This is a genomic window from Candidatus Pantoea formicae (genome assembly GCF_011752625.1).
GTDB classification, from domain to species: domain Bacteria; phylum Pseudomonadota; class Gammaproteobacteria; order Enterobacterales; family Enterobacteriaceae; genus Pantoea; species Pantoea formicae.
On record NZ_VWXD01000006.1, the window covers coordinates 1 to 12,564 of the forward strand.

The 12,564-nt window shown below is 55.5% G+C and carries 12 protein-coding genes; 4 read left to right on the plus strand and 8 right to left on the minus strand.

From position 1 onward, the window contains the following. Positions 1–182: 182 nt before the first annotated feature. Positions 183–1,091, minus strand: coding sequence for a LysR family transcriptional regulator (locus tag F3J38_RS17390; RefSeq protein WP_167140515.1), 909 nt, complete (start codon positions 1,089–1,091; stop codon positions 183–185). Positions 1,092–1,221: 130 nt separating this feature from the next. Between F3J38_RS17390 and F3J38_RS17395 the strand changes: the two genes are divergently transcribed. Both F3J38_RS17395 and F3J38_RS17400 read left to right on the plus strand, forming a co-directional pair. Continuing rightward, positions 1,222–1,782: an antibiotic biosynthesis monooxygenase gene (locus F3J38_RS17395; RefSeq protein WP_167140517.1), complete on the plus strand. Its 561-nt coding sequence runs from the start codon at positions 1,222–1,224 to the stop codon at positions 1,780–1,782. A 19-nt stretch (positions 1,783–1,801) separates the two neighbouring features. Beyond that, positions 1,802–3,670, plus strand: a complete 1,869-nt coding sequence (locus F3J38_RS17400) for an amidohydrolase (protein ID WP_370661731.1) — start codon at positions 1,802–1,804, stop codon at positions 3,668–3,670. A gap of 21 nt (positions 3,671–3,691) precedes the next feature. On the opposite strand, the gene F3J38_RS17405 is transcribed toward F3J38_RS17400, so the two are convergent. Continuing rightward, entirely contained in the window at positions 3,692–4,639 is a 948-nt protein-coding gene (locus F3J38_RS17405; RefSeq protein ID WP_167140521.1) for a sensor domain-containing diguanylate cyclase, read from the minus strand. A 380-nt stretch (positions 4,640–5,019) separates the two neighbouring features. Between F3J38_RS17405 and uxuA the strand changes: the two genes are divergently transcribed. Further along, complete coding sequence (uxuA, locus tag F3J38_RS17410) at positions 5,020–6,084, plus strand: mannonate dehydratase (RefSeq protein WP_167140523.1); 1,065 nt, start codon at positions 5,020–5,022, stop codon at positions 6,082–6,084. Positions 6,085–6,329: 245 nt separating this feature from the next. Then, complete coding sequence (locus tag F3J38_RS17415; protein ID WP_167140525.1) at positions 6,330–6,740, plus strand: ester cyclase; 411 nt, start codon at positions 6,330–6,332, stop codon at positions 6,738–6,740. Here the strand turns inward: F3J38_RS17415 and F3J38_RS17420 are convergent. The 6 genes from F3J38_RS17420 to F3J38_RS17445 form a co-directional block, all read right to left on the minus strand. Further along, complete coding sequence (locus F3J38_RS17420; protein ID WP_167140527.1) at positions 6,737–7,153, minus strand: MarR family winged helix-turn-helix transcriptional regulator; 417 nt, start codon at positions 7,151–7,153, stop codon at positions 6,737–6,739. The two genes, F3J38_RS17415 and F3J38_RS17420, sit on opposite strands and share 4 nt — an antisense overlap. A 137-nt stretch (positions 7,154–7,290) precedes the next feature. Then, entirely contained in the window at positions 7,291–8,553 is a 1,263-nt protein-coding gene (gene fabF / locus F3J38_RS17425) for a beta-ketoacyl-ACP synthase II (RefSeq protein WP_167140529.1), read from the minus strand. Between the two features lie 9 nt (positions 8,554–8,562). Further along, on the minus strand, positions 8,563–10,119 hold the full coding sequence (locus F3J38_RS17430; protein WP_240156025.1) for a DHA2 family efflux MFS transporter permease subunit: 1,557 nt from the start codon (positions 10,117–10,119) through the stop codon (positions 8,563–8,565). After that, positions 10,116–11,156, minus strand: coding sequence for an HlyD family secretion protein (locus F3J38_RS17435; protein ID WP_167140531.1), 1,041 nt, complete (start codon positions 11,154–11,156; stop codon positions 10,116–10,118). Before F3J38_RS17435 ends, F3J38_RS17430 begins: the two co-directional genes overlap by 4 nt. After that, a complete protein-coding gene (locus F3J38_RS17440; protein WP_167140533.1) occupies positions 11,153–11,695 on the minus strand; it encodes a winged helix-turn-helix transcriptional regulator in 543 nt (180 codons plus the stop codon). The genes F3J38_RS17435 and F3J38_RS17440 overlap by 4 nt, the downstream gene beginning before the upstream one ends. 166 nt (positions 11,696–11,861) lie before the next feature. Further along, complete coding sequence (locus F3J38_RS17445) at positions 11,862–12,554, minus strand: amino acid ABC transporter permease (RefSeq protein ID WP_167140535.1); 693 nt, start codon at positions 12,552–12,554, stop codon at positions 11,862–11,864. Between the last annotated feature and the right edge of the window lie 10 nt (positions 12,555–12,564).

A 12,564-nucleotide genomic window follows, 5' to 3' on the forward strand; every position in this document is an offset into this window, starting at 1 on the left:
TGAGTGCTTGCCGAGATCGATACCAATGAGCGATACGTTTTGCATGATGATCCCCTTCAGAAAGAAAAACACCCTGTCAGCATAGCGCCCGACAGGGTGGAGGTGACCATCTCATTAAGGCCGCCATTTTAAGAAAATGACAGCCTCACCTGAAGAGCCCCTTAACTGACAAGCATTAGGCATTACGCAGGAGAATAAATCTCCTGCAAACCTGGCAGTGTGAGCAAACGCTCGCGCCACCATGTTGCAGCATTGCCACAGGCCGTTTCATTCCATGCCAGATACGCCATATCACGCCGACATTCGCTATCCAACTGACGCGCCACCAGCGCCCCACTCTCCAGATGGGGTTTCGCCAGATACAGCGGCAAATAACCGCAGCCCAAACCATCCAGCTGCGCCTGCAATTTTGCCGGGAAGTCATGCACGCTCAGCGTTTTCTGTTCATCCAGCACACGTAGGTCAATGCCTGCACTATGTCGTGAGGAGTCATGCACTGTCACCGCTCGATACTGACGAATCTGCTCGCGCAGCAGCGGTTCTGGTGCGGCGGCAAGCGGATGCTCTGGCGCAACGGCAAACACATACTCCAACCAGCCCAGCGGCTGGCAGACAATCTCTTTGCGCGTGGCGGGTTCCTGCACTGCGCCAAAGACAATGTCCGCTTCGCCATAATTCAGCGCTTCCCAGCAGCCAGAAAGCACGTCCTGGCGGAATTGCAGCTGAGTATGCGGATGTTCCTGATAAAACTGATCGATCAACGGAGTGAGAATGCGAAACGGCAGTGAGGCATCGACGCTGATCACCAGCTGGCTCTCCCAGCCGCTTTCGACGTAGCGCGCCTGCTGTTCGAGTTCATTCACCGCACGCAGCAGAGTGCGGCCTTTTTCCAGCATTAAACGACCGGTCGGGGTGAAGGTGGCGCGATGGCCGGAGCGATCGAGTAGCGTGATCTTTAAATCGCTCTCCATCTTTTGCACGGTATAGCTCAACGCCGACGCAGTTTTAAACAAGCGCGCCGCCGCTGCCGCAAAGGTGCCGTGACGATCCAGCGCATCCAAAATCAGCAGCGCTTCAAGGTTTAAACGCATTCCCCATCTCTCCCCAAAAATTGTTGAACAACAACCCAAAATCTATCCGTTATCAATAAACGCTCTCATTTCGTATTTTTTTACTTAACGAAGCAAGCACTTTCACCAGCGGAAAATAAAGGAACACACCATGAATTACTCACAACAGGCCAACCATGTGACGCTGGTGATTACTCACAGCATCCTGCCTGAAAAGCAGGCTGACTATGAACAATGGCTCGATACCATCATGCCGCAAGCGGCCAGCTTTCCCGGCCACCTTGGCGTTAACGTGCTGCGCCCAGTCCATGGCGACAACGCTTACACCGTGCTGATTCGCTTTACCGGACTGGATGAGCTGTACGCCTGGCTGAAATCCGATCAACGTCAGGCGCTGATTAAAGACTTACCGACGATGCTGGCACAGCCGGAACATATTGAAGTACGCCCCGGTGCCGCCTTCTGGTTTACCCCGGTGCAAAAAGGCCAGGTGAAACCGCCTAAATGGAAACAATACTTACTGACGCTGGGGGTGATTTTTCCCTCAACCAACCTGGTACCGTGGTTTTGGAATCAGGTATTGCCCGCCGCGCATGGCACGCTGTGGGGTCACTTGTTGAATGATGCCAGCGTGGTGGCATTGGTGGTGTTCTTATGGATGCCCGTCGTCACCCGAGTGTTAAAACAGTGGCTAATTGGCCGCAACGCGTAATCTAACTGGAGAAGAGATGATGACAACGGCCTCACTGATTTTTACTAACGGCAAATTCCACACCGTGGATCGCGCTAACCCTTTAGCCACCGCAGTGGCGATCAAAGACGGCAAGTTTCTCGCGGTGGGCAGCGAAGCGGAAGTGATGCGCTTTGCTGGCAGCGATACGCAGATTATTGATGCCAAGGGCCACACGGGTATTCCCGGCCTCAATGATTCACACCTGCACCTGATTCGCGGCGGTCTTAACTACAATCTTGAACTGCGCTGGGAAGGCGTGCCGTCGCTGGCCGATGCATTGCGCATGCTGCGTGAACAGGCGCTGCGTACGCCATCACCACAGTGGGTACGCGTGGTCGGCGGCTGGAGTGAGTTCCAGTTTGCGGAACGTCGTATGCCCACGCTGGATGAGATCAACGCTGCCGCGCCGGATACGCCAGTATTCATTCTGCACCTGTACGATCGCGCCCTACTCAACCGCGCCGCGCTGCGCGTCGTGGGTTATACCAAAGACACGCCAAACCCTCCTGGCGGTGAGATCCAGCGCGACAGCAATGGCAATCCAACCGGTATGCTGATTGCCCGCCCTAACGCCATGCTGCTGTACGCAACGCTAGCGAAAGGCCCCAAGCTGCCGCTGGAACAGCAGGTCAACTCCACCCGTCAGTTTATGCGTGAGTTGAACCGTCTCGGCCTGACCAGCGCCATTGATGCTGGCGGCGGCTTCCAAAACTATCCCGATGATTACGATGTGATTTCTGAGCTACACGCTAAAAAGCAGCTGACGGTACGCATCGCCTATAACCTGTTCACCCAAAATCCGGGCAACGAACTGCAAGATTTTGAGAAGTGGACCGATATGCTGAAGCCGGGCCAGGGCACGGACTTCCTGCGTCACAACGGTGCGGGCGAGATGCTGGTGTTCTCCGCAGCCGATTTCGAAGACTTCCTTGAGCCACGTCCCGATCTCGCACCGGGCATGGAAGATGAACTAGAGCGCGTGGTGCGTCACCTGGTTGAACATCGCTGGCCGTTCCGCCTGCATGCCACCTATAACGAATCGATCAGCCGCATGCTGGACGTGTTTGAAAAAGTAAACCGCGACATTCCGTTCAACGGCTTGCACTGGTTCTTTGACCACGCAGAAACCATTACCGAGGCCAACATCGAACGTGTAAAAGCGCTGGGTGGTGGGCTGGCAGTACAACATCGCATGGCGTTCCAGGGGGAATACTTTGTTGATCGCTACGGCAAAGAAGCGGCGAAACAGACCCCGCCTGTTGCACGTATGTTGGACGCGGGCGTACCGGTAGGCTTAGGGACGGATGCCACCCGCGTGGCCAGTTATAACCCATGGACTGCGCTCTACTGGCTGGTTTCAGGCCGTACCGTGGGCGGCATGCAGTTGTACGATGATAATGCCCGTATTGATCGTGAAACCGCGCTGATGTTGTGGACCAAAGGCAGCGCGTGGTTCTCCAGCGAACAAAATGCCAAAGGTGAGATCAAAGTCGGTCAGCTGGCGGATCTGGTGCTGCTGTCGAAAGATTTCTTCAGCGTGCCGGAAGAGGAAATTAAAGGGATTGAATCCGTGTTGACGCTGGTCGATGGTGAAGTGGTGTATGCCGCTGGTGGGTTTACGCCACTGTCTCCACCACCGGTGCCTGTGCTGCCTGAGTGGTCACCGGTGGTCACCGTGCCAGGCCACTATCGCAGCGCGCCACCGCAGGCCAGTGGTCGTGCGGCGATGATGCCGAAAGTGCACCAGTGTAGTGGCCCTTGTGGTGTACACAGCCACTCACACGATGTGGCACGCCAGTCATCCGTGCCGGTCTCCGATAACCATGCATTCTGGGGTGCGCTCGGCTGTTCTTGCTTTGCGTTTTAAGTGGGGAGCGGGGTAATAACGTTACCCCGCCAAACCAAACCCTTGCTTGCCGTTCTTCTTAATTAAATACATCGCTTCATCGGCGCGCGTCAGCGCCTCATCAAAACTGTGATGCTCCTGAACTGGCGCCACACCAATCGAAGCACCGATTTGCGCATGGCCGTTATCGACATCAAACGGCGTCAGTGCGGCATCCAACACCGCATTCATCATGATGCGCACTTTGGGAAAATCGATCAGGAACGGCATGAGCAACACAAATTCGTCACCGCCTAAGCGCCCGACAACCACATTCGGTGGCACCAATTCACTGATGCGTTGGCTGAGCTGAATCAGCACTTCATCACCACTGCGATGACCGAGTGTGTCGTTAACATGCTTGAAGTTATCGAGGTCGATAAAGGCGATACACAGGGGTCCTTGCGCTTTCATTTTGGTGAAATGGGTATGCAGCGCATGACGGTTGGTCAGGCCGGTCAGCGGATCGTGATGCGCCAGAGAGGAAAGCTGCGCTTCGTAGTTTTTCTCTTTGGTCATATCGATGTGCGTGCCGGTGACTTTGAGCGGATTGCCCTCTTCGTCCCACTCGGTGACACGGCCGCGATCCAGTACCCAGGTAATTTTGTCATTCTTACCCAGCATGCGGTGCAGCGCCTCATAGTAGGGCGCGCGCCCTTCTATATGATCATAAAAGGCTTTCAACACCTCGTCGGCATCGTCGGGATGCAGGCGTTCACGCCAGACCTCAAACTGCGCCTTGGTCTCTTTTGGCTGAAAACCCAGCATCGAGCCCCAGCGACGATTGAAAATCACCAGCTTGCCGCTGGGAATATCCAGTTGCCACAGACATAAACCGGTTCCATCCAGCGCCGCACTCAGCTTGTTACGCGCGTCATGCGCTATGCGCTTTAAGCGCGCATTATGCTTTTTCAGATTCTGAATCTGCTGACGTAGCGCTTCTTCGGACATGATGACGGTCGGAGAGGAAATAAGGGCTATTTTGCCTATCTGGAAGTTTCTGTAAATAAAACAAATGAAAAGCCGATCAGCAGCGGTAAATTGCATGGACCTCAGACGGAACGGCGAAGTTATCCTGAAAATTCAGCAAACAAAACTTTCTTTAGCGAAAACAGGCAGTGGAATACGCGCCAACCCACGAAACAAATCATTCCTCAATACGCTCAGCACTGACATCAAATCTGAACGACCTCACTAAACATCCCCCTTCAGTGAAAGAATTACGTTCTGTGACGCGGATCAAGGGTTAATCGCCTGGCGATGCTGTCATCATGTTTACTAGAATGGTAGTTTAACAGTATTGCAGCAACACGATGACGGTGGATGAGATTATGCAACTGACAATGCGTTGGTTTGGTCCGAAAGAAGATAAAGTTTCGCTGGAATATATTCGCCAGGTTCCGGGTGTACGCGGCGTGGTCGGCGCACTGTACGATGTACCCGTCGGGGAAACCTGGCCCAAGGATAAGATTAAAGCGTTAGTTGATCAGGTGCATGCCGCCGGGCTAACGGTCGAAGTGATCGAGAGCGTCAACATTCACGACGACATCAAGATCGGCCTGCCCAGCCGCGATCAATATATCGAGAATTATAAGCAGAGCATCCGCAACCTCGCTGAAGTGGGTGTGAAAGTGATCTGCTACAACTTCATGCCGGTATTTGACTGGATGAAGACCGACATGAATTACGTGCTGCCAGACGGCTCACTCACCATGGCGTTCGAAAAGAAAGGCATCGATAAGAGCCTCGACGAAGTGGTGCAGGAAGTTCTCGGCAACTCGAACGGTTTCGCGCTGCCGGGCTGGGAACCAGAGCGTCTGGCAAAAGTGCAGGATCTGTTCGCGCAGTATAAAGATGTTGATGATGCCAAACTGCGTGAAAACCTCGCTTACTTCCTGAAAGCGGTGATCCCAGTGTGTGAAGAAGTGGGCGTGAAGATGGCGATCCACCCTGACGATCCACCGTATTCGATCTTCGGTCTGCCACGTATCGTGAAAAATCGCGAGGATCTCGACTGGATCTGTAACGTGGTAGATTCGGAAGCCAACGGTATTACGCTGTGTACCGGATCAATTGCGGAAGATCCGCAGAACGACGTGTACGGCATTCTGGCCGAGTTCTCTCGCCGCAAACGTATTCCGTTTGCCCATGTGCGTAACATCAAGATTATTCAGGATAAAGATTTCTACGAGTGCGCGCACCCGACGGAATACGGTTCCCTGGATATGTATAAAGTGCTGCAGTCGATGTATGACAACGGCTTTGATGGTTACATCCGTTCGGATCACGGTCGCTTTATCTGGGGCGAAACCGGCCGTCCAGGCTATGGCTTGTATGACCGCGCACTCGGCACCACCTATCTGATGGGGCTGTGGGAAGCCCTGAGTAAGCGCTAGAACAATGCTTGTCAGTTAAGCGCTTTTTCGGTCGCCATAAATGGCGACCCAACATTGTTAGGTGCGGTTTTCGTAGGGTGCGCATTCATGCGCGCCGACATCAAAAATCAATTTTTGCTTGATTGAAAGGCCGCTGCGATAGCGGCCTTTTTATTTCCCTTGTCCACCGCACAGCCTGCCTAACTTTTTCTGCCTGATGCGCCTAAATATATACAGTCTAACTGTATATATTGTGAGGTTTCTGCATGTCAGAATTCAACAAAACTCTCGTGAAACGCTTTAACCAACAGGTCATTGCTGAAGGAGATCGCCATGCTTTTGACGATCTGGTCGCTGAGGATTTTATTAATCGCTCGGCTCCTGTAGGGGCCGCCAACGATCGCGAGAGCCTGTGGCGCACCTTTGATCAGATCTTACGCCCGGCGATCTCGCAGTTGCAGGTCATTATTGAGGATCAGATTGCAGAACGCGATTGGGTAACAACGCGCAAGACCTTGACCGGCCTGCATACCGGCACCTTGTTCGGCGTGGCTGCCAGCGGTAAAGCAGTCAGCATTAGCGTGATCGATATGGTGCGCATTGCTAACGGTAAATACGCCGAACATTGGGGATTAAACACCTTGGCACAGGTGGTGAACCAGCTAAAGCAGGATTAGAGCAACTTGCGCAGCGCGGCAAGGCCCATGTGCAGATCGTTACGCGCGCTTTCATCGAGTTTGTCGGCAATTTGCGCAGCGATCCAGTCAGCACGTTGGGCACGCGCAGCGGACAGGCTTTGTCGTGCTGCTTCGCTTAACACAATCAGTTGCGCTCGAGCATCTTGCGGACTCTTTTCACGCAACACCATGCCCTTTTGCTCCAGCTCGTTTATCACCAGCCGCATACTTTGATGTTTCACGCCGCGCAGGCGCGCCAGCTCCGCGATAGAAAGCGCCTGATGCGTATCCAGCAGGTCTAACGTTTCATGCTGTGAGGTACGCACTGTCGCGGTGGCAACGCGCGCGTTACGCACAAAAGTGCTGACGATCTGGCGCAGTTCTTCGGCCAGTTGCTGGGGGTCAAGGTGCAAAGCGGTAGCTCCAAAGTGAAATCACAGCGCAGTATATAAGATGCACTAAGCGTCGCGGCGCAATTTATTGCGCATATCTGAAACAACCGTGTCTCTACAGACGCACACTATATTGCACCGCTACCGAAGGTATTCCGTTACACCCAGCCCTTAAACAACAGGCTGGCATTCACGCCGCCAAAGCCAAAACCGTCCGACAACACATACTGCATCGCCAGCGGTTGCGGTTCTAACGCCACCAAATTCAGCCCGGCGGCGGCTTCGTCAGGGTGCAGCAGATTGAGCGTCGGCGGGGCGATTTGATCGCGCAGCGCCAGAATCGAGAAGATTGCTTCTACTCCGCCCGCAGCGCCGAGCAGATGCCCGGTGGCTGATTTGGTCGAGGTGATCGCCACCTCGCTGCCCGCAAAAAGTGTGCGGATCGCTGCCAATTCACCCTTATCCCCCACTGGCGTCGAGGTGGCATGCGCATTAATGTGCTGCACGTCGGCAGGCGTAATACCCGCCTGCGTCAGCGCAGTCTCCATCGCACGGCGAGCGCCTTCACCGGTTTCCGGTCCAGCAGTGAGATGGTATGCATCAGCGCTGGTGCCGTAACCGACCAGCTCTGCCAGCGGTGTCGCACCGCGCGCCTGCGCATGCTCAAGTGATTCAATCACCAGCAAGCCTGCACCTTCCCCCATCACGAAGCCATCGCGATCGCGATCAAACGGGCGTGATGCCTGCTCAGGATGATCGTTAAACCCCCCTGACATCGCTTTCGCGGCGGCAAAACCCGCCAGGCTCACACGATGGATCGCCGCCTCGGTGCCTCCGCACAGCGCAATATCCGCCTCGCCGCTGCGGATCAGGCGTGCCGCGTCGCCGATTGCCTGCGCGCCCGCCGCACAGGCGGTCACCGGTGCACCAATCGGACCACGAAAGCCGTGGGCAATCGACACATGTCCCGCCGCCAGATTGGCGAGAAACGAAGGAATGGTGAAAGGCGACAGTCGGCGTGGACCGCGATTGGCGGTGGTTTCTACCGCATTGGCGATTTCGTTGAAGCCACCAATCCCGGTCGCTATCACCGTGGCGGTACGCTGGCGCAGCGCCTCATCCTGTGGGAACCAGTTGGCTTGCGTCAGCGCCTCATGCGCCGCCACCAGCGCAAACTCAATAAAGCGATCCATTTTCTTGCGATCTTTCGGCGCGATCACACGCTCGGGATCGAAGCCATGTTGTGGATCCTGATCCAACGTGGGCACCTGTCCTGCAACTTTGCAGCTAATGTCCTGCACCATCTCTTCCGGCAAGGCACTGATGCCGGATTTGCCCGCCAGCAGTGACTGCCATACCGCTTCCGTGCCGCAGCCAAGCGGCGAAACCAAGCCCATGCCTGTAATCACAATTCGTTTCATTGATAACTCCTAAGCTGCGGGCTTTTTCATAAAAGGAACCAGCAGCGCAGCGATACAAAATCCGACCATGATCAGCCAGAATGCGTCCGAAAAAGCCTGCGTGCGCGCCTCGCGCAGGGTGAGTGAAGCCAGCGATTGCAGCGCTGCAGTGTGCGCGGCATCCGGGCTTAATCCGTTGAGTACTAAGGCTGCGGTGCGCGATTGTAGATAGTCACCGAGCGACAGGCTGGCCGTGTTGAGATGGTCAGCCAGGCGACTGAAGTGCAGGTTAGTGCGGTCGTTGAGCACGGTGCCGCACAGTGCGATACCAATGGCTCCACCAAGATTGCGCATCAAATTAAACAGCCCTGAGGCTAATTTTAGTCGTGCAGGTGGCAAGCTGCCGAGAGTCAGCGTGACGGTAGGTGCCACGGCAAACTGCTGTGCCATACCGCGAAACGCCTGTGGAAACAGCAGCTCCTTCGCGCCCCAGTCGTGGGTGATCGGCACGAAAAAAAACATTGAGACACCAAAACTCATCAGCCCAAATGCCAGCAAAATTCGTAGATCGACGCGATTTGCCAGCCACGCATAAAACGGGATCGACAGGATCTGAAAGATGCCGGTGGAGAAGATCGCCAGCCCAATCTCCAGCGCGCTAAAGCCGCGCACCTGGCTGAGAAACAGCGGTGTGAGGTAAATGGTAGCGAAGATCCCCACCCCAGCCATAAACGAGAAATAACAGCCGAGGGTAAAGCCCGGATCTTTCAGGGCGCGGAGATCCATAATCGGTTTTGCATGATTCAAGGTGCGGATCACGAACAGCACGCCACACAACAAGGCGATCCAGCCCGTGGTGGTGATAGTGCTATCGTCAAACCAACCCCAACGCGGTCCCTCTTCCAGCGTGTATTCCAGACAGCCCAGCGACAGTGCCAGTAGCAAGATGCTGAAGTAATCCGCTCCACGCAGAAGGTCAGGGTCGGGGCTGTCGATCTTCACCAACATCGGCACCGCAATGGCAATATAAATGCCGGGGATGATGTTGATATAGAACAGCCAGTGCCAGCTAAAATTATCGGTAATCCAGCCGCCGACCGTGGGACCCAGCGTTGGCGCTAACGAGGCCAACGCACCGACAGTGGCGGCCGCAATCACCCGCTGCTTGCCCTGAAAAAAAGCAAAGGCGGTGGTGAACACTAGCGGGATCATCGAGCCGCCCGCCAATCCCTGTAAGGCGCGAAAGGCGATCATGCTCTGAATGTTCCACGCCCAGGCACAGAGTAAACTCATCAGCGTGAAGCCACAGGCTGAAGCGGCAAACAGCCAGCGCGTGGACATCACGCTCGCCAGCCAGCCGGAAAGCGGAATAATGATGATTTCCGCGATCAGATAGCTGGTTTGTACCCATACGGTTTCGTCATCACCCGCCGATAACCCCCCGCCAATATCCCGCAGCGAAGCGGAGACGATCTGGATATCCAATAAGGCGATAAACATGCCGATGCACATCGTAGCGAAGGCAAAGACCTTTTTGCTGATCGGCATCTCCGCCGGTGTCAGCAACGGCGCAGCGACGCTGCTCATCGCGCGCTTCTCTCATCGACCGTGACCGTCACAGATAGGCCCGGACGCAACAGCCCAAGCACCGCCGCATCACCGTCCAGCACAATGCGCACCGGCACACGCTGGACGATTTTGGTGAAGTTGCCGGTGGCGTTTTCCGCCGGAAGAATGCTGAAGCGCGAGCCGGTGGCCGGCGACAAACTGCCAACGTGGCCCTTAAAGGTGCGGCCAGGTAAAACATCGGCGACGATGCGCGCAGGCTGCCCCGGCTTCATATTCGCCAGCTGGCTCTCTTTGAAGTTGGCATCGATCCATAACCCTTGTGCCGGCACCAGCGACAGCAGTTGCGCACCGCTGCTGACAAAGGAACCCGACCACGCACGACGATTGCCCACAACGCCATCAAAAGGGGCGCGGATTTCAGTGTATTCGAGGTTAAGCTTCGCCATTGCCAGGCCTGCTTGCGCCTGCACTAACGCCGCTTTGGCCTGCTGCTCACGCGCATCCAATACCTGCAACTGGCGCTCGGCAACGGTTTTGTCGGCACGGGTTTTGCTCTCTTCGGCCATCGCCTGATGGTAATCGGCTTGCGCATGATCGCGGATCTGCTGTGACACAGCAGAGCTGCTGGCCAGCGCACTGTAGCGGCGCTGGTCGGAGGTGGTTTTCAGTGTGACTGCCTGCGCTGCCAGCAGAGAGGCGTGCGTTCCCGCAATAGTGGCAAGTTGCAGCTGGCGCGTGGCAGCGATATCGCTTAACGCAGCCTGCTGTGCTGCCACTTCACCCGTTGCCTGATCCACCGCCGCCAGATAATCACGGTTATCCAACTGCACCAGCAGATCGCCTTTTTTCACCGACGCGTTGTCCTGCACCGCCAGCGTGTGAATGTAGCCGGACACTTTGGCGGAGATGGCACTGATATCTGCGCCGACATACGCATCGTCGGTGGAAGGCATAAAGCGCGCGGTGTGCCACCAGTAGTAGCCGTAACCTGCCGCCGCTAAACCGCCGATTGCCAGTGCCAGCAGCAGAGCGGATTTTTTGCGCGTGCGGGTCATGGCTGTTTCTCTGTAACAGGCGGAGAGAATTTCAGCGTGCTGTCACCCGCGCGTTTTTTCTGCAGATACTCGTGGCGATAGTGCATGATCGGCGCCGCTGCCGGGCCGGGCACCATTTGGTATTTATCGCTGGTAAGCGGTTGACCGTTTTCGCTATCGACCAGTTGCAGTTTCACCGGACGCTGAGTGGCAGTTTCGACCAGCTGCATCTGCCTTCCTTCCGGCGAGAAGTGGGTGCTGCCCCACTCGGCCAGCGCTAGGATAACGCCACGCAAGTCGCGCCCAGCGGCGGTAAGCTGATACTCGTAGCGTACCGGTGTTGTGCTGTAACACACTTTTTCCAGCAAACCATCTTCCACCAGCTCTTTCAGGCGGCGCGACAGGATGTTCGGCGCCACGCCGCTGTTTTTCTGAAACTCATCAAAACGGGTGAAACCGGCCAGCGCATCGCGCATGATCAGCATGCTCCAGCCATCGCCGACACGGCCAAGGCTGCGCGCAATCGGGCAGGCCATTTGATAAAGCGGTTCATTTTTCATGGTAGGTATTCCGCAAAGGATCTGATGCGGGATACTGTTGCAGAGTGACTATCATTTTGCAAGTGACTTGCAAAATGATAGCAAATAGTGTTCATTGCGAAGCACAAATTTGCCAAAAAAAACGGCAGCCACATTGGGCTGCCGTTTCATCACAACTTAGCAATATCTAGGTGCGCACGCGCAGCGCCGCCTCGATTTTGTCGGCGATCTTGGTGACCACATAGGCAATCACCATGTAGAACACCACCGCAATCAGGAAGGCTTCGAGATAGTAGAAATTCAGTGCCGCCGTCAGCTGCGCCTGGGCAAAGATATCCACCACTTCGATGGCAAACGCCAGCGACAGGGCTTTCATAATCACCATAAAGGCATTCGCCAGATCGGGGATCGCCGCCACAATTATCTGCGGGAACATCACCCGACGGAACAGCTGACCGCCGCTGTAACCCAAGGACAAAGCCGCATCCGATTGTCCACTGTCGAACGAGTTCAGCGCGCCTTTCCATACCTCGGCCTGGAACGCCCCGACACAGGCACTCAGCGCCACAATGATGATCACCCAGTTCGGCAGTGAGTGGGCATTCACCTCGACGCCAAATAGCGTGGCAACAAAGTGCAGCGCCGGTGGCAAGCCGTAATAGGCGAGAAAAATCACTACCACCATCGGCACACCTTTAAAGGCGATTTTGTAGGTGATCACCAGCTGGCGCAGCACCGGAATGCGGCGATGCTCGATAAAGGCAAACAACCCGCCCAACAGCGTCGAACAGATAAACACCGTCACCGCCATCAACAGCGTGACCGGCACCGCATCGAGAATGCTCCAAAAGTCCGGCAGCAAAACCTCAGCATCAAACATGGTTTTTCTC